This is a genomic window from Sinorhizobium psoraleae (assembly GCF_013283645.1).
GTDB classification, from domain to species: domain Bacteria; phylum Pseudomonadota; class Alphaproteobacteria; order Rhizobiales; family Rhizobiaceae; genus Sinorhizobium; species Sinorhizobium psoraleae.
The window spans coordinates 108,940-130,682 of the sequence record NZ_JABEKV010000003.1 but is presented as its reverse complement, the minus strand read 5'-3'; the positions used below and the strand labels follow the sequence as shown (position 1 = coordinate 130,682).

Annotated in this window: 25 protein-coding genes and 2 pseudogenes; 16 read left to right on the top strand and 11 right to left on the bottom strand. The window is 61.8% G+C overall.

Annotated elements, in window-relative coordinates; translation table 11 throughout:
- The first annotated feature begins 273 nt into the window (after window positions 1–273).
- From ILFOPFJJ_RS16495 to ILFOPFJJ_RS16475, 5 genes are all read left to right on the top strand, one after another.
- A complete protein-coding gene (locus ILFOPFJJ_RS16495) occupies window positions 274–579 on the top strand; it encodes a hypothetical protein (RefSeq protein ID WP_173511656.1) in 306 nt (101 codons plus the stop codon).
- 288 nt (window positions 580–867) lie between these two features.
- The gene (locus ILFOPFJJ_RS16490; protein WP_173511655.1) at window positions 868–1,152 is read left to right on the top strand and encodes a DUF1236 domain-containing protein; all 285 of its coding nucleotides are present in this window, start codon (window positions 868–870) and stop codon (window positions 1,150–1,152) included.
- 42 nt (window positions 1,153–1,194) lie between these two features.
- Window positions 1,195–1,470, top strand: a complete 276-nt coding sequence (locus ILFOPFJJ_RS16485) for a hypothetical protein (protein ID WP_173511654.1) — start codon at window positions 1,195–1,197, stop codon at window positions 1,468–1,470.
- Window positions 1,471–1,766: 296 nt separating this feature from the next.
- Entirely contained in the window at window positions 1,767–2,237 is a 471-nt protein-coding gene (locus ILFOPFJJ_RS16480; protein WP_173511653.1) for a CBS domain-containing protein, read from the top strand.
- Window positions 2,237–2,503, top strand: coding sequence for a DUF982 domain-containing protein (locus ILFOPFJJ_RS16475; protein WP_173511652.1), 267 nt, complete (start codon window positions 2,237–2,239; stop codon window positions 2,501–2,503). The genes ILFOPFJJ_RS16480 and ILFOPFJJ_RS16475 overlap by 1 nt, the downstream gene beginning before the upstream one ends.
- A 156-nt stretch (window positions 2,504–2,659) precedes the next feature.
- On the opposite strand, the gene ILFOPFJJ_RS16470 is transcribed toward ILFOPFJJ_RS16475, so the two are convergent.
- Window positions 2,660–3,517 carry an SDR family oxidoreductase gene (locus tag ILFOPFJJ_RS16470; protein ID WP_173511651.1) on the bottom strand — a complete coding sequence of 286 codons (858 nt, stop codon included), beginning with the start codon at window positions 3,515–3,517 and terminating at the stop codon, window positions 2,660–2,662.
- 173 nt (window positions 3,518–3,690) lie between these two features.
- Between ILFOPFJJ_RS16470 and ILFOPFJJ_RS35995 the strand changes: the two genes are divergently transcribed.
- From ILFOPFJJ_RS35995 to ILFOPFJJ_RS16440, 7 genes are all read left to right on the top strand, one after another.
- Window positions 3,691–3,822, top strand: coding sequence for a hypothetical protein (locus tag ILFOPFJJ_RS35995; RefSeq protein ID WP_282438646.1), 132 nt, complete (start codon window positions 3,691–3,693; stop codon window positions 3,820–3,822).
- A gap of 86 nt (window positions 3,823–3,908) precedes the next feature.
- Window positions 3,909–4,151, top strand: coding sequence for a hypothetical protein (locus ILFOPFJJ_RS16465; RefSeq protein WP_173511650.1), 243 nt, complete (start codon window positions 3,909–3,911; stop codon window positions 4,149–4,151).
- A gap of 11 nt (window positions 4,152–4,162) precedes the next feature.
- A complete protein-coding gene (locus tag ILFOPFJJ_RS16460) occupies window positions 4,163–4,414 on the top strand; it encodes a hypothetical protein (protein ID WP_173511649.1) in 252 nt (83 codons plus the stop codon).
- Between the two features lie 273 nt (window positions 4,415–4,687).
- The gene (locus ILFOPFJJ_RS16455; protein WP_173511648.1) at window positions 4,688–4,882 is read left to right on the top strand and encodes a hypothetical protein; all 195 of its coding nucleotides are present in this window, start codon (window positions 4,688–4,690) and stop codon (window positions 4,880–4,882) included.
- A gap of 154 nt (window positions 4,883–5,036) precedes the next feature.
- Complete coding sequence (locus ILFOPFJJ_RS16450; protein WP_173511647.1) at window positions 5,037–5,366, top strand: ArsR/SmtB family transcription factor; 330 nt, start codon at window positions 5,037–5,039, stop codon at window positions 5,364–5,366.
- Window positions 5,363–5,827: an SRPBCC family protein gene (locus ILFOPFJJ_RS16445; RefSeq protein WP_173511646.1), complete on the top strand. Its 465-nt coding sequence runs from the start codon at window positions 5,363–5,365 to the stop codon at window positions 5,825–5,827. The genes ILFOPFJJ_RS16450 and ILFOPFJJ_RS16445 overlap by 4 nt, the downstream gene beginning before the upstream one ends.
- 49 nt (window positions 5,828–5,876) lie before the next feature.
- The gene (locus tag ILFOPFJJ_RS16440) at window positions 5,877–6,293 is read left to right on the top strand and encodes a GFA family protein (RefSeq protein WP_173511645.1); all 417 of its coding nucleotides are present in this window, start codon (window positions 5,877–5,879) and stop codon (window positions 6,291–6,293) included.
- Between the two features lie 83 nt (window positions 6,294–6,376).
- On the opposite strand, the gene ILFOPFJJ_RS16435 is transcribed toward ILFOPFJJ_RS16440, so the two are convergent.
- The 7 genes from ILFOPFJJ_RS16435 to ILFOPFJJ_RS16405 all read right to left on the bottom strand — a co-directional run bounded on the left by ILFOPFJJ_RS16435 (window position 6,377) and on the right by ILFOPFJJ_RS16405 (window position 12,916).
- Entirely contained in the window at window positions 6,377–7,159 is a 783-nt protein-coding gene (locus ILFOPFJJ_RS16435; protein WP_173511644.1) for an SDR family oxidoreductase, read from the bottom strand.
- Window positions 7,160–7,162: 3 nt separating this feature from the next.
- Window positions 7,163–7,537: a hypothetical protein gene (locus ILFOPFJJ_RS16430; protein ID WP_173511643.1), complete on the bottom strand. Its 375-nt coding sequence runs from the start codon at window positions 7,535–7,537 to the stop codon at window positions 7,163–7,165.
- A gap of 99 nt (window positions 7,538–7,636) precedes the next feature.
- The gene (locus tag ILFOPFJJ_RS16425; RefSeq protein WP_173511642.1) at window positions 7,637–8,062 is read right to left on the bottom strand and encodes a low affinity iron permease family protein; all 426 of its coding nucleotides are present in this window, start codon (window positions 8,060–8,062) and stop codon (window positions 7,637–7,639) included.
- 204 nt (window positions 8,063–8,266) lie between these two features.
- Window positions 8,267–9,037, bottom strand: coding sequence for a sugar phosphate isomerase/epimerase family protein (locus ILFOPFJJ_RS16420; protein WP_173511641.1), 771 nt, complete (start codon window positions 9,035–9,037; stop codon window positions 8,267–8,269).
- Window positions 9,034–10,044, bottom strand: a complete 1,011-nt coding sequence (locus ILFOPFJJ_RS16415; protein WP_173511640.1) for a hydroxyacid dehydrogenase — start codon at window positions 10,042–10,044, stop codon at window positions 9,034–9,036. The genes ILFOPFJJ_RS16420 and ILFOPFJJ_RS16415 overlap by 4 nt, the downstream gene beginning before the upstream one ends.
- Window positions 10,041–11,894, bottom strand: coding sequence for a DUF2264 domain-containing protein (locus ILFOPFJJ_RS16410; protein ID WP_173511639.1), 1,854 nt, complete (start codon window positions 11,892–11,894; stop codon window positions 10,041–10,043). The genes ILFOPFJJ_RS16415 and ILFOPFJJ_RS16410 overlap by 4 nt, the downstream gene beginning before the upstream one ends.
- A complete protein-coding gene (locus ILFOPFJJ_RS16405) occupies window positions 11,891–12,916 on the bottom strand; it encodes a LacI family DNA-binding transcriptional regulator (RefSeq protein ID WP_173511638.1) in 1,026 nt (341 codons plus the stop codon). Before ILFOPFJJ_RS16405 ends, ILFOPFJJ_RS16410 begins: the two co-directional genes overlap by 4 nt.
- 147 nt (window positions 12,917–13,063) lie before the next feature.
- On the opposite strand from ILFOPFJJ_RS16405, the gene ILFOPFJJ_RS16400 reads away from it, so the two are divergent.
- Window positions 13,064–14,350 carry an ABC transporter substrate-binding protein gene (locus tag ILFOPFJJ_RS16400; protein WP_173511637.1) on the top strand — a complete coding sequence of 429 codons (1,287 nt, stop codon included), beginning with the start codon at window positions 13,064–13,066 and terminating at the stop codon, window positions 14,348–14,350.
- A gap of 274 nt (window positions 14,351–14,624) precedes the next feature.
- Here the strand turns inward: ILFOPFJJ_RS16400 and ILFOPFJJ_RS16395 are convergent.
- Window positions 14,625–15,411, bottom strand: a pseudogene (locus ILFOPFJJ_RS16395) (NAD-dependent epimerase/dehydratase family protein).
- A 15-nt stretch (window positions 15,412–15,426) separates the two neighbouring features.
- Complete coding sequence (gene araD, locus ILFOPFJJ_RS16390; protein ID WP_173511635.1) at window positions 15,427–17,151, bottom strand: L-arabinonate dehydratase; 1,725 nt, start codon at window positions 17,149–17,151, stop codon at window positions 15,427–15,429.
- A gap of 77 nt (window positions 17,152–17,228) precedes the next feature.
- Here araD and ILFOPFJJ_RS16385 point away from each other — a divergent pair, with 77 nt between their 5' ends.
- A complete protein-coding gene (locus tag ILFOPFJJ_RS16385) occupies window positions 17,229–17,951 on the top strand; it encodes a FadR/GntR family transcriptional regulator (protein WP_173512468.1) in 723 nt (240 codons plus the stop codon).
- A gap of 328 nt (window positions 17,952–18,279) precedes the next feature.
- Here ILFOPFJJ_RS16385 and ILFOPFJJ_RS16380 read toward each other — a convergent pair whose 3' ends face one another.
- Complete coding sequence (locus ILFOPFJJ_RS16380) at window positions 18,280–19,236, bottom strand: dihydrodipicolinate synthase family protein (protein ID WP_173511634.1); 957 nt, start codon at window positions 19,234–19,236, stop codon at window positions 18,280–18,282.
- Between the two features lie 153 nt (window positions 19,237–19,389).
- Between ILFOPFJJ_RS16380 and ILFOPFJJ_RS16375 the strand changes: the two are divergent.
- Both ILFOPFJJ_RS16375 and ILFOPFJJ_RS16370 read left to right on the top strand, forming a co-directional pair.
- Window positions 19,390–20,272, top strand: a pseudogene (locus ILFOPFJJ_RS16375) (SMP-30/gluconolactonase/LRE family protein).
- 215 nt (window positions 20,273–20,487) lie between these two features.
- Complete coding sequence (locus ILFOPFJJ_RS16370; protein ID WP_173511633.1) at window positions 20,488–21,738, top strand: cation:proton antiporter; 1,251 nt, start codon at window positions 20,488–20,490, stop codon at window positions 21,736–21,738.
- The last annotated feature ends 5 nt before the right edge of the window (window positions 21,739–21,743 follow it).

Here is a 21,743-nt window from a genome sequence, read left to right as displayed (position 1 = left end):
GGACAATGCCTGGCTTGCCTTTTGGTTCCCTCGCGCCGTGGATGATATTTAAGGGCCGGTGGGACGCCCCGTTACTTGGCTACCTGGTTCTTCAAAGTACAGCCGATCCTCTCTCCGCGCGGCTCTCGTGCCGCCGCAGATTCGGCAGTGGTATTGCAGATCTCTAAAATGCCTCTGTCTGGTGCGATCCTTCGACTGGCTGGGGCAGATGCCTGCTTTCCTTCGTGAAGGTTGGCCCGAGGCGGGCATTTGCCCGCCAAAGGAGGATATGCAATGGACAAGCTTCCAAGAGTCATCGCCGCGTCGCTGCTTGGGCTCGCATCCGCGACTGTATCGCCGCTCATCTCGGCGAGTGTGGACAGCGATTCAAGCAATGCCTACGCCGACAACGGTGTCATTCTCATACCGGGAGGAACGCGAGACAGCAGCAACGACAGCAGTGGTCGTGAGGACGGTACCGGTGGAGGCGGCGGCCCTGAGGACGGTACCGGCGGCGGTGGTGGCCCAGAGGATACTGGCAGTGGAGGTGGAGGGGACGACGGTGCCGGCACCGGCGGCACATCGGGCAGCGGCGGTTGAGGACAGCCAGTTCTAACCTGATGACTGCCTAAAGGGGGTCTAAAGAGGTCCTTCTTGTCGATGGACCTCTTTTTGCGCCGTTCGTCGAAGCGGGGTGACGAGGTTACCGCTTACAATCGGCTCCAGAGACGTTCTTCCTTTGCACACGCGCACAGGGCTGCCTCGGCTGGCACACGGCGGCGAAACAAGCCACAACCGGAGAGGTCACGACTTGGACCGAGCACGAGCGGACCGGGAACCATTTGCGTTGCCGCTGGTTGGGAGGGTCCCTTACGGAAGGAGTATATCATGAATAAATTTGCCATGATGATTGCTGCTGTGCTGCTGACGGCCGGTTCGTCGGCGATTGCCCAGACAACGGTCGTGTTGCCCGGCGAGGTCAGGACCTACGTGTTGGAACAGAATACGCCGTCCATTCAATATGAGGGCGAGATCGTCGTTGGACAGCCGGTGCCCGAAGTGGTGGAGGTTTACCCGATTCCTGACCAGCCTGAGTACGGCTACGCAGTCGTCAACGAAAAGCGGGTCATTGTGAACCCGAAGACGAAGACCGTCGTGCAGGTTCTTGAATAACGAACGGGCCCCTGCCAGCGCGAAAAGATCGGAAAGCGGAGCATGGAAAACATCGAGTTTCGGCTAGCCGCCCACCGCGAAATCCTCGTGGCTGTCCTTTCGGCACTGGCAAAAAATGACGATGCCTGGCTGGTGATCAATCGCATCCTGGAAGAAGAACTGATCGTGCAGGATCATGAGGAAGATCCGGGGATAGTGCCGTCCGAAGCCTTTGCGCGACAGAACGCAGTGACGACGGAAATTTCATCCATTCTCCAGGACGCCAGCGCACGCGCGGCGGCGGAAACTGCCGCCGCTGCGCCGAAAAGCGATCGTTGATAAGACGAAATAGCCTGCCATGGGCGGGAACTGCTCTCTCTGTGGTGCGTTAAGGATGCATTGCGGCAAAGCCCGCGCACGTCCATACCAGCAGAAGGAGAGCATCGTGCGGCAACGATCGAAGAAGAAGCGTCAGAGATTCCAGCGGCCGCCTGAGAATCCGAATCCGAAGAAGACGCGAAGAAATACATGGCAACCCCAGGTCATCGTTCCCTATCGCGTAGATCTCACACTCAAGAAGTCGGCTGATGAGGAAGTCAGGGTGCCCGCATCCATCAATGGCAGGAGTCTCATCAATGGCCGCCCATGAAGACAAAGCGATACGCGTGCGGGACGTGATGTCCAGACTGGTCTTCACCGTTTCACCGAGCGACACGGCGCAGTCGGTTGCGCGTTTGATGGAAGAGGCAGGCGTTGGCGCCCTGCCAGTCGAGGCCCCGGGCGTCGGAACGATCCTTGGGATCGTCACGGACCGAGACATCCTTACCTCGGTGGTTGCCCAGGGACTGTCGACATCGACGGCCGTGTTCGAGTTCATGACGGTTTCGGCCGAATCCTGCGAGGAGGATGACAGCATCCTGCTGGCCGCACAAAAAATGCATGATTACAAAATACGCCGTCTTGTTGTCGTCGACGAAAAGAAGCGCGCAGCCGGCATCGTTTCACTGGGGGATATCACGCGGGCGAGCCCGGAACTCGGTGGCCTCGTACTGGGTGGAATAAGCCGCCAGGCATCCCAATCACCTCCGCTCGAAGGAGTTTCCTAATGCCAACTCTGACGCAGGATCGCCTGTGGAGCGAAGCAGTCATCCTGGAGGCGCCGAGCCGCGTGCTGCGGGTGCAGAGTACACGCGACGCCTTCCTATGCCTCAAGAACCACTGGCCGCTCGCGGAAGGCGAGGCAAAAAGCGAGGCATTGGCTGTATGCGACCGCGTGATCGAGGGAGCTGACGAACCCGATGCGGCACGGGCCGCATTCATCAAGGCGGCTGAGGAAGCACAATTCCGCGTCAATAGCTGGACCGGTTCCTGATATCTGGCTGGTGCCGGCGAAGCAGCGCCGGCAAACTTATCATATGCGACCGGATCGCCGTCGGGTTGCCTAGACTCAGAATCACGTGACCCGCATCCGGACGTGTTGCGATTTCAAACGCGCGCCAACTGTTTCGAACTTTTCCTTACCCCGTTATCAGAGGAATGGCTTGCCTCCGGTCACCGCGATCGTGGCGCCGGACACGTAGCTCGACATCGGATCCGCCAACATCACGAAGGTCGACGCCAGTTCCACCGGCTGGCCGGGGCGCTTCATCGGTACCTGCTTGCCGAAGTTGACGACCGAATCTTCCGGAAGGGTGGAAGGAATCAGCGGCGTCCAGATTGGGCCTGGAGCCACGACATTCGCGCGTATGCCCCGCTCTGCCAGCAACTGCGCCAGCCCGGCCGTGAAGTTGTGGAGCGCACCCTTGGTGGTGGCGTAAGCAAGCAGGGTCGGATTGGGGCTGTCGGCATTGATGGAGGCAGTATTTATAATCGCACTGCCTTCATGCATATGCGGCACCGCCGCCTTGGTCAGGTAGAAAATCGCATGGATGTTGACCTTGAAAGTCAGTTCCCATTCTTCGTCGGTTATGTCTTCGATCGCCTTGAATGCCGCCTGGTGAGCAGCGTTGTTGACGAGAATATCTATACCACCGAGCTCTTCCACTGCCGTATCGACGATGCGCCGGCAATGATCGGAGGACTGGATGTCGCCCGCTACCAGCACGGCCTTGCGCCCGGCTTCTTCGACGAGCGCCTTCGTCGCTTGCGCGTCTTCGTGCTCGCTCAGATAGGAGATCAGAACGTCCGCGCCCTCTCGGGCATAGGCGATCGCCACGGCCCTGCCGATGCCGCTATCGCCGCCGGTTATGATCGCCTTCTTTCCCTTCAGCCGGCCCGAGCCCTTGTAGGAATTCTCCCCATGATCCGGTAATGGCTCCATTCGATCCGTCGTTCCGGGCATGGCCTGGGGTTGCCGCGCAAAGGGAGGGTGAGGGAAGGTATCCATTTCCGAAGACTCCGTGTGAACAAGGCGGCTTTCGCAGTTCCGCCTTCGTGTTGTGTGGGGTCTAACCGAGGGCCGGACGCTTTTGTTCCGGACGTATTCCGCTCGCGGTTGTCCCGTGTATCGTCGGAACCGATTGCACCGGGAGGCGTTTCCTCACTTCGGGACGATTGGCAATGAAACCGCGCACGATTCTCACAGGTATTGTCTTTCTGACGGCAGCGGCTCTCGCTTTGCTGATCTATGATGCCGCCGATCGCAATCCTGCCGAGCAAGACGGCACACGCGTTCCCGCCACGACCGATTGATCGCTTGAGGATCGTCCGAGGGTTTCCGTCGGGGAACTTCCTATCCGGGCTGGCGTTGACCCATCAGGAACCCTCAGGAGGAAATGATGAAAGACACTGAAAAGCGGCGCAAGGGCGTCCCCGGCAATACCGCCGGACAGAGACCCATCGAGAAGGATAGTGATTTGCATCCGCGCTCGAAGAAGCAGCCCGTCGAGCCGGACGATCTCGCTAACCATCGCGCCATGCGGGAAGCCGTGCACTCGAAGAGAGATGATTATCTCGTGGAGTCCGATCTCGAGGAAGCGGACCAACGCTATCCGACCCCGGGCATGAAAGACCAGGAATAAGGAGTAGAACGATGGCAGCGCCGAAATCGCTGAAAGCCGGCTTCACCGGCAGGCCGGCGGAACCCGATCTGAAAACGAGGGCTCAGGATGCCGCACGCTACGTCCGCGACGAGGCGGCGGTGGTTGCCGGGACCGCGCGCGAGCATCCGGCCGCGCTCAGTAGCACGCTGCTCGTGGTCGCGACCCTCGCATTCGTCGCGGGTTTCGTCATGGGCGGTACATCGGCCGCTCCTGCGCGAAGCCAGCGGTTCTGGTCGTGGTGAATATGGAGTGCGCAAGCTTTTCCTGACCGATCGGGAACAAATTGCCGCGCTTCCGGTTTATCTGTCGGACCGCGTGGAAAAAGTCCCCTCTCCGCAAGCCCCTACGGATCCGCGCGATCCCAAACGACAGTGCAGATCGGGCTCCATCGATTTGATGGGGCCCTATTTTTTGGACAAGTTCTTGCTGGCAACGCGGGAGCGATGATCTTGAAAACCGGGAACGATTTGCAGCCGCTGTGGTTTCGTCACCGAAGATAAACGTGGAGAGCAATGATGAAAACGCCGAAACCGGGTGCGCCCGGCACAACGGAACAATCGCCGCGCTGGGAAGGGCCGAAGGAGACGAAGCCGAGGGGCTACCTTCCCGCCAAGGATAATCCCGAGCGGGACAGGGATGCGGTCGGGGAAAATCTGAAGGACCCCCATCGCGGCAAGCTGTCGGACGCGGGCAAGACCAAAGGCGATTAGAGCAGTTCCAGGAAAAGCATCGGCGGATATTTCGCGTCGAGCACGGTGGCGATCGCGTACCGGTGGCCTCATTTTCTTTGCTCACTGAGGAGCAACACATCATTCGAAGCAATTAGCCTTGACTAATCAATTAGCGCACGCTATTGATTTCGCCATGACCGAAGCCACTCATATCAACGCCGTCATGCGCGCCCTTGCCGATCCCACACGACGGGCCGTGTTTGAGCAGGTCGTCAACTCCGGCGAGATCACCGTCGTCGATCTGACGCGAGGGAGCGGCGTGACGCAGGGTGCTGTTTCTCAACACCTCAAGGCCCTGAAGCAGGCCGGTCTGGTGGCCGAGCGCCCCGAAGGCCGAAAAGTCTATTACCGCGCTCAGCCGGACGGCCTCGCGCCGCTGGTCGACTGGATGAGCCATTACGGCGTCTTCTGGCGCGAACGCTTTGCAGATCTCAGAACATTGCTGAAGGAAATTGATCCATGAACGACGCCGCATTGAAACTCGATGTGCAAGAAATAGTGGTCGACGAGGTTTTCCCGCATACGCCGGAGACGATCTGGAACACGCTGACCACAGCCAATTTGATGGGCCGGTGGCTGATGATGCCGACCGGCTTCGAGCCCGTGGAAGGCAAGCGATTTACTTATCAGACCACGCCGGCCGGCGCGTGGGACGGCACCATTCACTGCCAGGTGCTGGAGGTGAAGCCGAACGAACGTTTGGCCTATGCCTGGAGAGGCGGGGATGAGGGAAACGTCGGATACGGCTCACCGCTCGACACCGTGGTCACGTTCATCCTTTCCAAGGTCGAAAACGGCACGCGCCTCCGCCTCGTCCATTCCGGCTTCATCCTGCCGAAGAACGACACGGCGTTCAGGAAGATGGGCGAAGGCTGGAAGAAGGTAGTCCAGAACATTGGCGCTATCGCCGGCGGGAAGGACTGACGCGACGGAAATCGCCGTGGCCAATGCAGCGCTTTATTGGGAGAGAGACATGAGCAAGCCTTATACCGGCGGCTGCGCCTGCGGCGCGATCCGCTATGAAATCTCGGCCGAGCCGGTCGCGATGAACGACTGCCAGTGCCGCCATTGCCAGAGTACGAGCGGCACCGGGCACGGATCCTATCTGACCTTCCCTAGCAGGGAGGCGGTGAGGCTCGAGGGCGAAGCGACGCATTGGGACATGGTCAGCGACAGCGGGAACGTGAAGACGCGCGGCTTCTGCCCCGCCTGCGGGTCGCCTGTCTATCTGACCTTCTCGGACACGCCGGACTTCTTCACCATTCACGCCGCAAGCCTCGACGATCCAGGCCGATACGAGCCGCAGATGGTGACGTACACGGTGCGCGGTCATGCCTGGGACCGGCTCGATCCGGCCGTGCAGAAATTCGAGAAGATGCCGCCGGCGTAATCCTCTGCCTCTGAACATGAGGCCTGCGCCTAGATCATTCTAACTGTTTCGTTGAAACGATGAGAATGATCTGGCGCCACGACCTATCTCAGCAGGCCTTGGCCCCCATCGATCCAGATGGGGCTGCCGGTCACGTGCCGCGCGCTATCCGAAACCAGAAAGCGGATGACTTCCGCAACGTCCTCACTGCGGCCGGGCTTGCCGCCGGTAATCGGAACCTGGCCGTCCGGCCACTCGACCGCTATCGCCGTCTCCTCTTCATGGCGCATACTGGTGTTTTCTTCGATTTCGGTCTCGATCTCTCCCGGGCAGACGGCATTGACGCGAATGTGGTGCTTGGCCAATTCGAGGGCGAGTTGCTGGACGATCGCCACCTGCGCCGCCTTGGTGGCGGTATATGCGGTTGCACCGGGTGTGGTGAACGTCCGCGTACCGTTGATCGATGACACGACGACGATCGAGCCGCCGCCGTTTTCCTTGAGGTAGGGAACCGTCATATGCAGCGTCAGAAAGGTGCCGCGCAGATTGACGGCAATGGTCTTGTCCCATTCAAACGGCTTCAAGTCATCGATCGGCGCCCAAACGCCGTTGATACCGGCATTTGCGACGACGACATCGAGATGCTCGAATTCGCGCACAAGCGTCTTGACGGCGTTGCGCATCTCGAGCTCATCGGCGATATCTGCCTCAAGCACCAGCGCTTTGCCGCCAGCGGCAGCGATCTGCGAAGCGGACTTCTCCAGCTTTGAACGGGTACGGCCGAGCACGCCGACCTTCATCCCGTCGGCGGCAAGCGCAAGTGCGGTGGCGCGGCCGATGCCGGACCCCGCGCCCGTGACCAAGGCGACAGACGATCGACCCGACATGGCCTAGTGCTTCTTCCGGTGGTCGCTGGCGATGGTGGTGCCCGTGACGGAAACCGGGTCGCTGGCAGGAAAAGTGTCTTCCAGCCCTTCATCGAGCTGACGCTCCATCTCGCCCGTGTCTTTGGCCGCCCGTGCGGTCCGTGCGGTCTTGATTTTATGCTCCGCGTCGGGGTCGCTCTCCAACGCATCCGTATCCGCACGTGCGAGTTCCATCATGACGGTCTTGGCGCGTTCGACCGCATTCAACCGGTTAAGGCTCCGCGCCGCGTCGTTGCGCATCGAAACCGAAACGATCTCTCCGCCTTCGCCGACGAATTCGACCGTGAAGCCCGAGCGGCCGCCCTGTTCCGGGATGACCTGTGTTCCAACGAGATGCATACGTGACCCTCCTGGCAACTGCATTCGCTACGCAAACGGCCTCGCCGACGTTTGGTTCCAGCGACGCCTTCTGCGTGCTCGCGGCCAGGGCCGTTTTCGTTATTCGCTTTCCTCTGGCTGCCGCTCGACTGCTCGCGATATCTTCTCATGCAGAGCGCGATCATCCTCACTCTTGGCATGTTCCTTCAGGATCTCGGTGATCCGCTTGAGTTCACGCTCATCAAGCTCCTCGATGCCGATATACTTGTTCTCCGCCGAGCTCGTCAGGATGAGCTCGTCGAGCTTCGCCTGGATCGCTATGCCATCGCGGATCTGAGAGTTTTGGAGAACGAAAACCATGAGGAAGGTTACGATCGTGGTCCCGGTGTTCACGACCAGCTGCCATGCTTCGGAAAAGCCGAACAGTGGCCCGGTCACGCCCCAGACGACGATCGCGGCCACCGCAAGTGTGAAGGTGACAGGCCGCCCGGAATATTCCGCTATTGCAGTCGAGAATTTGCTGAACGCATTGATCTTCTGAGACATTTGCGACACCCGACCGTCATTCGTTTCCGATAACCCTCCAGCGTGGCAAAGAGTTCCCGAGCTGCTACGATGGAGCGGAACGTGCCAAGACCTGGACATGCAGGATGGTTGCCCCGCCGGGCTGCGCGGATCGCGCCCACCGTGGCGTCGCTTGCCGGAGGCAGTTCAGTCGAAGCACTTCGGCGCTGCTGATGCGGGCAGCCTTCACCTTTCGAGAATGTGCCTGAGCGTCGCGGCATCTTCGAGGAATGCCGCCGGGTCGTCATTTGCCACGAACTCCAGCATGGCAAATCGCCTTCCGGTCCAGCGCGACGCGGGCATTTCGGCCAGAACCGTTCGCCAATAATCGGACGCCGACCTCAGTGAGAAGCGGTTGCGGTCAGCGTCCCAGGCAAAGACATGGACATGTGAAACATGCTCACCGATCTGGGCGACCTCGGCCAGAGCTTCGCCAAGCGGAAGCCCGGGCCGCGGCTGCCAATAAAGATAGACGTTGTCGTGGGCGATCGCGTCAATCAGACGCCGCGCCGAGTCGCTTTCATCCGTCAGGGACTGCGGGTGATATTCCAGTGATACGGTGACGCCATGGCGCGCGGCTTCCGCGCCCATATCACGGATCGCGGCCGCCGCCGTGCGTCTTTCACCTTCGCTGTAGTCCTTGGAATCGCGCTGCCGCGTGCCGGGCCAGATGCGGATATTCGAGGCGCCAAGCGCGATCGCACTGTCGAGCGCGCGTCGGAACACGGGAAGGTCGTCGGTCGGCGGCGCAACGTAGGAACCATAGGACGTCGCCAACCCCGCGCTTTCGCAAAGGCGCGCGAGGTTCCGGGCGACCGGCTCGTCCCCGGGGACGACATGCGCATCGCCTGCCCATTCGATTGCCGCAAGCCCGGCTTGGACGGCCAGCTCCAGGACCCTTTCTGCGGGCATCTTGCGGAACGTGACGGTGCAGAGCGCAGGTTCGAAACCGCTCATGCCATGCGCTCCAGGTCGCCCTTGCGGACTTCGAAAAGCAGTGGCCGACCGTCGATGAACCGGGTGATTTCATCGAGCGCCATTTCGCCGAGGCGCGTACGTTCGAGTCCGATAGCGCCGGCAATGTGCGGGGTCAGGAACACGTTCGGAAGGTCATAGAGCGGCGAGCGGCTTTCCGGCACCTCGGGATGCGTGACATCGATGATCGCATCGATCGTACCCGTCTTCAGCTTGTCGATCAGCGCGGCCTCGTCCACAAGCGCGCCGCGCGCCGTGTTGATAAGGGTTGCGCCGTCCTTCATGAGAGACAACTGCCGGGCGTCGATCATGTGCAGGGTCTCGGGCAGCGACGGCGCGTGCAGCGACACGATGTCCGCGCGCGCCATCAAAGCATCGAGGTCGACCTTCTCGACATTGAGGGCGGAAGCGGCATCCCGGCCGACCAACGGATCATAGAGCAGCACCTGATAATCGAACGGACGAAGAAGCTCGATCACCCGTCTGCCGATCTTCGATGCGCCGACAATCCCGATAGTGCGGCGATAGTTTCCAATCGGCTGCCCTTGCAGGAGATAGGTGCGGGTGCGGTCACGGTCGGCGGCATAGAGATCACGGAACCGAAACACCTGCTTGCCCGCAAAGATGATTGCCGCGAGCGTAAACTCGGCGACCGGCACTGCATTGGCTTCGGCGGCATGGCTGACCGCCACGCCGGCGTCGAAGACCCAATCGTCGATCACACCCTTGATCGTTCCGGCCGCATGCACGACGAAGCGAAGGCGCGGTGCCGCCGCAAGCGCCGCTCTATCGAACAGCGGGGCGCCCCATCCAGTCACGAGGATTTCCGCTTCAGCCAACAGCCGCTTTGCCCGGTCGTCGCCGAACTCCGTCATCGGTTGTTGATCCAGAATACGGGCAAGATCATCGAACCGCAGCAGAAGCTCCGGTGTCAGGACGTATCGCGTCCTTTCGGGCTGCATCGCAAAGGCAATCGCGGGACGCCTCATGGCATTCGTCCCGGTGCGTCCATCGCACTCACGCTGCCGCCCTGCCTTGCGAGGATGCGCAGTTCGTCGATGCCAGGGGCCGCCGGCGGTCTCAACCACTCGCCCGACACGGTAGAGGTGTCGCGAACTGCGATCACCGCGCAGCGCAGGATGGTTTCCCCGGCCGGTATGGTGGCACGCAGCTGCGGCACCAGCGTCTTTGCGGCGATCAGGTTGGTATTTGGCGGAGCCTTCTGAGCCATGCCTTCGCGTATAATAGTCGAGCCGAGGTCGCGGATTCCGCTGAAATCCTCCTCGCCGACGGCATAAGCCGAGCCCGGTGCCGAGAAAAGCGCGTCCGCCTCAAAATCTCGTCGGGCGATGGCAAAGCCGCCTTCGGCTGTCTCGAGCACCCTTGGGGTCGTGATCCGATGCACACGCACATGCCAGGGCGACGACGGTAGCAGCCAGGTCTCGACGACGACATCAGGCCAGGGCGACCATCTGGAAAAGAGCACGTTACCGGCAAGACGAACCTCGTCATTGCTCTCGCGCACCCGGTAGTGAATGCCATCGTCGCTGAAGGCCAGCATGGAATCGAAAGCGCCGCCGGCAAAACCCCGTTCGTCGCTCTCGACGCTGAAGCCATAGCGCGTCGAATAGGCGAACTTCGCGTATTTCTCCGAACCGAACCGCATCTGCCGGTTTTCCTGGCCCGAGGAGAGCGCCACCACGTCGCCCTTGCAAGGCATCACCATCATGCCCGGGTGACGAAGGGCGACCGTCTCGTCGAGCGGCGCCAGAGGCGTTTCCGGGGTCGCCCAGAATGGATGGTCTTCGCCGACCGCAAGCGGCAGGAAGGCCTTGAACGCCCAATAGGGCGAGCCGGCGGAATTGTAGTTTTCCGACATGAGCAGGTTGGGATAGCCGTAGCCGATCGACAGCACGCCGTCACGATGCGTCATCGGCTTGTCCGCCCACCATCTGAGGTGGCGGAGACAAAGCCCCTTGATCTCTCCCCAGGGTAGCGCCTCGAGATCGGCAAAGGCGAGCGCCGACCAGAAGCCGGCGCAGGCGAAACGGTAGGTGAGACTGCGGCCAAAGGGGAGGGTCGCTCCGTCCTCGGCGAACCAGTGACGAAAATCCTGTGCGAAGGCGAGAGCGCGCTCGCGGTAGCGCTTCGCGCAATCGTCGTCGACGAAGCGCGAGTAGATCAGCCCATAGAAGTGCATGGCGAACGGAATGTAGTGGTCGATGCGCCGCACATTGCCGTCGCGGTACCAACCATCCGCAATGTAGAAGCCTTCGAGTTCGGTCAGATACTGCCTGGTCAGGCTGCGGTCGTATTCGACGCCGAGACGATCCAGAGCGATGTCGACGAATATCCGGAAGAACTTCCAGTTGTTGTCGGCGTAGTCGAACTGGCGGGCATGGATGAGATAGGCGACGAGGTTGTCTTTCGCCCGAGGGCTCAGCGGATCCCACAGTTTTTCCGGCACCAGGACAAGCGCGAAGCCCAGCGCGGCGAGCTCGACCATGCGCTGGTCGCGGCCGTTCACATTGCCCCAGAATTCCGGATGATCCGGATCGGTGCCGTTGGCGATCCCCTCCGCATAGCGGTCCCAATGGGCGAAGTGGCCGCCGCCGGCGCCGAAAGGTGCGAGTCCCCAGAGAGGGCGTGCGAAACCTTCGAGATCAGCAGCGGCGCGATCGAAGTGCGCGGCGGCGGCGTCGAGACGGACGCGGGCATTTCCCTCGGAAAAATACGGCAGCAGCGGATCGAAGAGGTCGATCAGGGCGCGCTGCATGTCACTGCGCGTTGCCAGTGGATTGGAGCCAAGCGGATTGGCACTGGCAGGATCATAGGTCATGAGCGCTGTCCTTCGACTAGTGTGCCGCCATGTACCGGGATGACCGCGTGGGACACGTGCCGGGCGGGGGCCTCCGGGTGGCGGAAGCGGAAGTGCATCATGCCGACCGCCTCGCGGCCAAGGGCCACCCGATCGACGCGCATCGTCGCCAGACGTGGACTTGACATCTCGGCGCAGGGCAGGTCGTCGAAGCCGACGATGGCAAAATCCCTGGGCACCCTGAGGCCGAGCTCGGTCACCGCTTCGAGGACGCCGACGGCGACAAAGTCGTTCATGCAGAAGGCAGCCGAGAAGCCGGGATCCTCCTTGAGTACGGCAAGTGTCGCCGCATGCGACTCGACGCTCGCATTGGTCTCGAACGGCAAGCGGATGACACGCGCCTCGCCTCCAACCGAAGCGACTGCCGTTTCGAAACCGCGTATGCGCTCGCGGATCGTCTGCCGATGCGATCCGGTCAGATGAAGGATGCGGCGGTGGCCGGCGCCGAGGAGCCGCTGCGTTGCGGCATGGGCGCCGAAGAAGTTCGACGGCGAGACGCCTTCGAAGCGCAGTTGAGGGTCGGTGCCGTTGACGAGTATCACGGGCGTGCGGCTTTCCATCAGCCAGGCGCTGAGCCCCTCACCGGGGTCGATGCCGACCAGGAACAGCCCTTGCGCGCCGACGGATGCCATCAGATCCCGGACAGTCTCGGGCGTTGCTTTCGCCTCGCTGATCAGACGGATGTCAAAGGGAATGCCCTTGAGGGCCGCCTCTGAACGCAAGCCCTCGACAATACCCTCGTAGAAAATGCTTAAGACTCCGGTGACGCCATTGCTCGCGATCAGCGCCAAGGTCCCAGGGGACGTCTTCGGGCCGACCTTCAAGGGGTAGCCGAGGTCGCTTGCAACCTTCAGAATCTGCCGGCGGACGTCTTCGCTGATGCCGGGCTCGTTCGCGAGAACGCGCGAGACGGTGGAAACCGAAACTCCGGCGCGGGTGGCGATGTCGGATTGGCGGAATCGTTTTGTGGGCGTGTCACTCATATCGCAAATGTTGCGCAAATCACGCAAATTTGCAAGCACAAAACAATTTCTTGCACGATTTGGATTTTTGCATAATGTTATTGCGGAACTTTGGTCCGCCGGACGCTGGAGGAGGGCGCGAGGCAGGTAACGAGAGGGAGGATTCGCATGCGACTCAATCGACGCACATTCATGCTCGGCGCGGCCGGCGCGACTGCTGGCATTGCGCTCGGCCCCGGTGGCCTCCGGCCGACATTCGCGGCGGAAAACGTTAACCTGCGCGCCATGTGGTGGGGTTCCAACGATCGCTCCAAGCGAACATTGAGCGTTGCCAAGCTCTTCCAGGAGAAGAATCCCGACATCACCGTTGTCGGCGAGAGCCTGAGCGGCGACGGCTACTGGACAAAGCTCGCGACGCAGATGGCTGGTCGCTCCATCGCCGACATCTTCCAGCTCGAACCCAATACGATTTCGGATTACTCGAAGCGCGGCGCCTGCCTCGCCCTCGATCCATTCATCGCTTCGGTGCTGAATGTGAAAGACTTCGGCGATGATGTGCTGAAGCTGACGACCGTGGACGGAAAGCTCTGGGGTATCGGCCTCGGCCTCAATTCCTTTGCATTGTTCTACGACGCGGATGCCTTCGCAAAAGCAGGCATCACCCCTCCCGGGCTTGACACCACCTGGTCGGAATACGCCGACATCGCGGTCGAAATGGCGAAGGCCACCGGCAAGGGCGGCGGGCCTTATGCAGCTCGCTACACCTATGTCTTCGATGCCTGGCTCAGACAGCGCGGCAGCAGTCTTTTCAACGAAAGCGGATTGGGCTTTGGCGTCGAAGAGGCCAAGGAGTGGTATGCCTACTGGGAAGATCTGCGCAAGCGGGGCGGCACCGTGGGGGCCGACATCCAGACGCTCGACCAGAATACCATCGACACCAACTGCCTGGCGCTCGGCTATTCGGCGATCGGCATGGCCTATTCGAACCAGATGATCGGCTACCAGCTCATCATGAAGAGCAAGCTCGGTATCGGCATGCTGCCGCGGGCCGAGACGGGCGGCCCATCCGGCCACTATTATCGCCCTGCGCTGATCTGGAGCGTCGGCGCCACCACGGAGCATGGAGAAGAAGCCGCCAAGTTCATCAGTTTCTTCGTCAACGATGTCGAGGCCGGCAGGATTCTCGGGGTCGAACGCGGCGTGCCGATGTCGCCGACAGTTCGCGAGGCAATACTGCCACAGCTCAACCCGACGGAAGCGGAAACGGTGAAATACATCAACGCCCTGAAGGATCAGGTCGGCAGCTATCCGCCCCCGGCACCGCTCGGTGCGACGGAGTTCGACCATCGCGTATTTCGCCCGATTGCCGACGAGCTCGCCTTCGACCGCATATCGATCGCGGATGCTGCAACACGTCTCGTCGAGGAGGGGAAAGCGACCGTCCGCGCCGGCTGAACGCCTGCTCACTGGGTCGTTGCGCTCACCGCGGGGGCACAGCTGCGAGTTGGTCGCCGTGGCACCCCCCTCTGCCCTGCTGGGCATCTCCCCCACAAGGGGGGAGATCGATAAGCGGCGATGTCCCGCTCAACCAGTTGCGCGCCGCTCACGGTTGAGTTCGGCGTTCACGAGATCGCTGTTGGGCGAGGTTTTTGCTTCTAGCCGATCTCCCCCCTTGTGGGGGAGATGCCCGGCAGGGCAGAGGGGGGTATTTACGCAGCGCGATCTGCCTCTAATCCCCGAGGCGGGCCTCAACCGTCGCAAGGCGACCGCCCTGGTACGTGTTGCCTTCCGCAGATCCGTGCTCGCGCTGCTCGATTGCTTGCCCGTAAGGTTCGCTGCTGTCCATCGGCTGCCAGCCGAGGAAATCGGCGTGCGCGTTCGACCACCACGCGTCGCGGTTCGCCGAGGCGCCGTACAGCATCAGGTAGCCGATGGACGGAGCTTCGAGAAGCTTGCGCACCGGCGACAGGAAATCGCGCGGGCTCAGCCAAGTCGAAAGCATGCGTCGGTTCGTTGGCTCGACGAAGCAACTGCCGATCCGGAGGCAAGCCGTCTCCAGCCCGTACTTGTCGAAATAGAGCCGGCCGAGATCCTCGCCGAAGCACTTGCTGACGCCGTAAAGACTGTCCGGCCGACGCGGCGAGGCGTGGTCGAGGGTCTCGCCGATGCCGTAAAAGCCCGTCACATGGTTGGTGCTCGCGAAGATGATGCGTCTGACGCGCGCCTTTCGGGCTGTACCGATTGTAGGTGCCGAGAATGTTGGCCTGGAGCAGCCCGTCGAAATCGGCTTCGATGGAGATCGCGCCAAGATGCAGGATTGTGTCGCAGCCGCGCGTGAGATCATCGACGGCCTGCCGGTCGGCGAGGTCGCACCGGACCACCTCCTCAAAGTCCTCGGACGGGGCAAGATCGGCGATATCCGACAGGCGCAGAACCTTCGCACAGCCCTTCAAACCCTGCCGGGCATGGCGGCCCAGTGCACCGCCCGCTCCCGTCACCAGCAGTCGCGTCGTCATCCGTTTCACCTGTCCTCAATGGATTTCCGGCTCGGGCAGCTTGTGGGGCGATTGCAGGAAGGTGAAGTCGCAGCCTTCGGGGGCCTGCTGGATGTGCTCCGCGTGCATTTTCAGAAAGCCTCTCGAATAATCGCGCTCCGGCGGTCGCCATTCGGAAAGCCGGCGCGCGATTTCCGCCGCGTTGACCTCCAGCGTGAGCATCCGATTGGCAACGTCGAGGGCGATAATGTCGCCATTGCGGACGGCCGCCAGCGGCCCGCCGACGTAAGACTCCGGCGCCACATGCAGGATGCAGGCGCCGTAGCTGGTGCCGCTCATGCGGGCGTCGGAAATGCGCACCATGTCGCGCACGCCCTGTTTCAGGAGCTTTTTCGGAATTGGCAGCATTCCCCATTCAGGCATGCCCGGTCCGCCGACGGGGCCGGCATTGCGCAGGATAAGAACCGTGTCGGCGGTGACATCGAGATCCTCGTCGTTCACCGCCTCCATCATCGTGTCGTAGTCGTCGAAGACGAGTGCCGGCCCGCGGTGCTTGAGAAGGGCTGGATCGGCCGCGGCGGGCTTCATGACGCATCCCTGCGGCGCGAGATTTCCTTTGAGGATCGCAGTGCCGCCGCGTGCGGCGACGGGATTGTCAAGCGGGCGGATGACGTCCGGCAGATGAACTTCGATCTCGCGGATCGCCTCGCCGATGCTGCCGATCACGTTGCGCTCTTCGAGATGCAGCAGGAGCTCCAGCTGCTTCCACAGCGCCGGCAGCCCGCCGGCGTAATAGAAGTCCTCCATCAGGAATTCGCCGGTCGGGCGAATATTGCAGAGAACCGGGACCTTCTCCGACATGCGATCGAAATCGTCCAAGGTCAGATGAACGCCGCATCGCCGCGCCATCGCAATCAGATGGATCATCGCATTGGTCGAGCCGGCCATTGCCATATGCACGGTCAGTGCGTTTTCAAACGCCTTGGCCGTCAGCAGATCCGACGGTTTCAGGTCTTCGAAGACCATTTCGACGATGCGCGCCCCCGACAGCGCGGCCATGCGCGAATGTCCGGCATCGGCAGCCGGAATGGCCGACGCGCCCGGCAGTGAAAGGCCCAGCGTGTCGGCGAGCGCCGTCATCGTCGAGGCGGTTCCCATGGTCATGCAGGTTCCGAAAGAGCGGGCGATGCCGCGCTCCATGATACTCCATTCGTGCTCGGTGATGCGCCCGGCTTCTTTCTCCGCCCAGTATTTCCAGACATCGGAGCCAGAGCCAAGGGCCTGGCCGCGATAGGTACCGCGCAGCATCGGTCCTGCCGGCACGAAGATCGTCGGAAGGTCGACCTGGATCGCCCCCATGATTGTCGCCGGCGTGGTCTTGTCGCAGCCCGCAAGCAGCACGACGCCATCGACCGGATGCGAGCGAATGAGCTCCTCCACTTCCATCGCGAGGAAGTTGCGGTAAAGCATCGTTGTCGGTTTTACGTAGGTTTCGGCCAGCGACATTGCCGGCAGCTCGATCGGAAACCCGCCCGCCTGCCAGACGCCGCGCTTTACCTCCTCAGCCCGCGCGCGCAGATGCGCGTGGCATGGATTGATGTCGCTCCAGGTATTGATGATCGCGATGACCGGCTTGTTCGCGAGCTCCGCATGATCATAACCCATCTGGTAAAGCCGGGACCTGTGGCCGAAGGAGCGCAGGTCCTTGACGCCGAACCAGCGAAAGCTTCGAAAATCCTCCGGCTTCTTGCGCCTGGTCATCGGTCACCTCCTTTGCATTCCCGGGCGGGTCGGCTAGATTGCACCTGTTCGGAAAAATGACAGGCGAAAGCAAACCCTTGAACGACGTGATGTTGAAACTGAAACCGGCGCGGCGGGAGCGGCTTGCCGATGTCCTTTACGGCCAAATCCTCGAGCAGATCGCGAGCGGCGAGATGGCCGAGGGAGCGAAGCTGCCGTCCGAAGCGCGGATCTGCCGCGACTTCCAGGTTTCCCGGCCGGTCGTGCGCGAGGCGCTGATGCGGCTGCAGGCGGACGGCCTCGTCGTTTCGCGCCAGGGCATCGGGACCTTCGTCAAGTCGCGCCCGTCCAACAAGCTGACCGATTTCGCGGCCTCGGCGGAAATCGCGAGTTATCTCAGGGCCTTCGAGCCGCGGTTGGCACTCGAAACGGAGTGCGCGGGACTGGCCGCGATGCGCCGCACCAAGGCCCAGCTTAACCAGATCGGTGACGCGCTGTCGGCGCTGGAGGGCGCTTTTGCACGCGGCGAGACGGGTTGGGAGGAGGACTTCGCTTTCCATCTTGCGGTCGCCGCGGCTGCGGGCAACGAGCTTTTCCCGCGCCTCCTGGAGGAGCTCGGCGACATTCTGCGGGGCTCGATGCGCATGGCGCTCAGCCTGACGCGGCAAGGCTCGGAGGACCGGCGGCGACGCGTTCTCGAAGAGCACCGCAAGATATTCATGGCGATTTCCGGTCAGAACAGCGAGCTCGCACGTCTCTACATGCGCTATCACCTGACGGAATCGCGGGCCCGCATCACGGGATCCCACGGGGACCTCTAGAGCAATACTCCGTGTGATCGGATCGTTACGGCAACTGTCAGCGTTCGCGCGTCGCAGCCTCTCAGAGCCACGGCGAACTGCACCCCCCTCTGCCCTGCCGCGCATCTCCCCCACAAGGGTGGAGGACAAGGTGCGGGTTCCCCATTCCCTCTCGTCGGCAGAGCCAACTTCGCGGCGTGAAATGGCCGTGGTGGAATACGGTGCCTCCTCAATCTCCCCCATTGACACCCGTGTCCCCGACCGTTGCGACTGCAATCTGATCGGATGCCGATCCAAGGCCAGTCGCCGAAAAGCGCGGCGCCTTGCCCGCACTCTCTCCGCCACCATGTCATGCGCTCGTCGATAACGGCTGGGCGTCGCGAGCGGCGTCTTCGCTCTTCGCCTTCAGCTTGCGTGCGGCCGAGGCAATGGCATCGAGCTTTTCGGCACTGTCGAGATTCGATAGAAATTCGCCGATCGGGCCGGTGTCGCAGATGTCCGCGAGTCTCACCGCTTCGTGCAGGACGCGGATCGGCGAGTGCGCGTCGCGCAGGTCCTCAAGCGGCAGGAAACTTTCGCGAATGGCCCGTGCCGCGGCGAATTGGCCGGATTGGCAGGCCTTCAGGATCGCTGTCGACAAATGCGGTGCGATGCACACCGAGCCGGAGGTGAAGGCGGAGAGGCCCATCTCGACGTGATCGATCGCCGGGCGCTCGCCGATGCCGCTGACGATACGCTCGCCCGAGCCGACGGCATCGAGGAGGCCGGAAAGATAGGCATCGCTTTTCGGGTCGGGCCGCACGACGGCATATTTCAAGGCGGAGATTGCTCCGTCGCGGAAGAGACGCGCGACATCGCCGGTATCGAGGAAGCCGTCATTCTTGATATAGGCGATCAGCGGTCTGCCGGCGGCATCCGCCAGCTTGGCGAATCCCGATGCCAAGCCCGCCGAAGTCGCGGGGAAGGCGAGCGGGAGGACCATGGCTGTCGGAAAGTTCCGTCCGCGCAGGATCGTCGCCTGATCCATCGCCTTGCCGAAGTCGGCGCCGATCGAGGGGATCATCCAGCCGTCACGCGGTGCGATGTCCTCGAGCATGTCCAGAAGGCTGCCGAACTCCAGGACGCCGAAGTTGTAGAGGTTGGCGTTGCCGCCGTAGAGATAGGTGGTCACCCCTCCCGAGAGCAGCCAATCGACTTGCCTGCGATTTTCCGCCTTGCTCGGTTCGCCATTCGCCTGACGCGCCAGCGGCGGCACGGAAAGGACCGAAGATCTGAGGTCGGCCACATCTACGGGAGTCGTTTTCATGGAAATCTCCTTGCCAAGTCTCTTGTATTTTTAATTTACAAGTTGAGCAAGGGCAATAGCAATGTTAGAAAAAACGCCAGGCATAAGTGGCTGAAAACGCGCGATTGCGACGGATACACTTCCAGTCGAGGCTTTCAAACGATGGTGCTAAACATGTCTTTCGACCTGACATTCGAGTGTGTGCTCGATTTGCGCTGCTCGGTGGCCGAGAGCCCGGTTTACGACGACCGTCGAAACTGCCTGTTTTTCGCCGATATAGGCAAAAGCTGCATTCATCGTGCCGATCTTCCGGGTCGGGCCATAAGGTGTGGACCCTCGATCACGGAGCCTGGAGCATCGGGCTTGCGGATTCCGGGCGCCTCGTGCTCGCGCAACGGGACCGCGTGGTGCTGTTCGATCCGGAGAGCGGCACGATCGCGAAGGAGATCGCCTCGATCGAGGCCGCAAGGCCGGACACACGCCTGAACGACGGCAAGGTCGGTCCGGACCGCGCGTTCTGGGTAGGCACGATGCATGAGGCCGCCGCCGGCAGCCGGTTGCTTCCCTCTATCGCGTTTCGTCGAAGGGTGCGGTGGAGCGAAAGGTCGGTGACGTCATCTGTTCCAATGGTCTCGCCTGGAACGCGGATGGCTCCGTCCTTTTTCATTCGGACTCGCGCGGGCCCTGGATCGACCGCTGGCAGTTCGATTCCAAAACGGGGACGATCTCGGGGCGTCGGCGGCTGGCCGTCCTCGACGAAGCGAGCGGCCGTCCAGACGGAGCTGCAACCGATGTGGCGGGAAATTACTGGAGCGCCGGCGTCTCGGCGGGCGTCCTCAATCGCTTCTCGCCCGAAGGTCGGCTCATCCAGGCCCATCCTTTCCCGGTGCCGGCGCCAACCATGCCCTGCTTTGCCGGGCCGGACTTGAAGACAATCTTCGTCGCGTCGCTGCGTCCGGCTGGGACCGGCGAGCAAGGTCGGGCCGGCGGGATTTTCGCCGCCCGAAGTCCGGTAGCCGGCGCGGCGGTGCACCGTTTCGACGACCGCGCTTTCTGAGGCCCGTCTCCGTTGGCACCCGGTTCGCCTAGGGTCTGTCCGACCTAAGTATTCGTCTGATCGCGGCAACCTTGGCCATGTTGATTCATGGCCGCTTCGAGCGTGCGAAAAGTTTGGTTGAAGATTTGCGGCCAGTTTCCGGAACCATCGTGCTCGCAACTCCTTCTTTCATCGTAGTCTTGAACGCACGAGGGCAGTTCGCGAGGCCCTGGAGAATGGAGCGTTACCATATAGCTCTCGGACTATTCGGGCTGGTAGTGTTGCTGACGGCCTGGATTCCCATGGCCTTTCGTCGGCTGCCGCTGTCGCTCCCCATCTTTTGCATCGCTATCGGTATGCTGGTCGGACAGACCATCTTCAACCCGATCGCCCAGCTGGCCTCCTTCGACAGCCGGCTTGTCATAGAGCGTGTCACCGAGTTCACCGTCATCGTCGCGCTGATGGGCGCGGGCCTGAAGATTGACCGCCGGGTCGGCCTCCGCAGCTGGGCCCTCACATGGCGACTTCTCGGAATCGCAATGCCGTTGGGGATCGCCATGATGGCTGTCGGCGCGTCTTGGATACTCGGGCTCGGGGCTGCTTCGGCCATTCTGCTTGCGGCTACTCTTGCCCCGACTGATCCGGTGCTCGCCAGCGACGTTCAAGTCGGGCCGCCTCAGACTGGCAAGGAGGACGAGGTCCGCTTTGCACTCACATCCGAAGCTGGCTTGAACGATGGGTTCAGCTTCCCTTTCGTCTATTTGGCGATCGCAATTGCACTCTCGGCCGAGGAACCGGACTGGTTCTCCCGCTGGCTTCTCTTCGATGTGCTGTGGCGACCCTTCGCCGGTATTGCCGTGGGCTGGCTCGTCGGCAAGGTGCTCGGCTATGCCACGTTCCGCTTCCCGAAACAGGCCGCGCTCGTGCGCACCGGCGACGGCTTTGTCGCCCTGGGGATCACTTGTCTCGCCTACAGCCTCACAGAGCTCATGCATGGCTATGGATTCGTGGCCGTCTTCGTCGCGGCGCTTTCCTTCCGCACCGTCGAGCGGCACCACGAATTTCATAAGGAGCTTCACGATTTCTCGGAGCAGATCGAACGGCTGCTGATGATGGTGCTTCTCGTGTGCTTCGGAGCGGCCGTCAGTGTCGGGCAGCTCATTGGCAACGTTGATTGGCGCCTGGTCGCATTCGCGCTGTTCGTGATATTGATTGTTCGGCCGGCTTCCGGGTGGCTAAGCCTTCCCTCGGTTCTGCCGAAGGGAGAGAGAGCCGCAGTCGCCGTGTTTGGAATCCGTGGTGTCGGTTCAATCTATTATCTTGCATTTGCAACGGGGATGGCGACCTTCGAAGACGTGGGCCGCCTCTGGTCTGCCGTCGCCCTGATCGTCCTTGCTTCCATTGTCATGCATGGGCTGACTGTCACGCCAGCGATGCGCTGGCTCGACAGGCGGCGCAGAATTATAGGAGACGCCCAGGCGGATTAAACCGA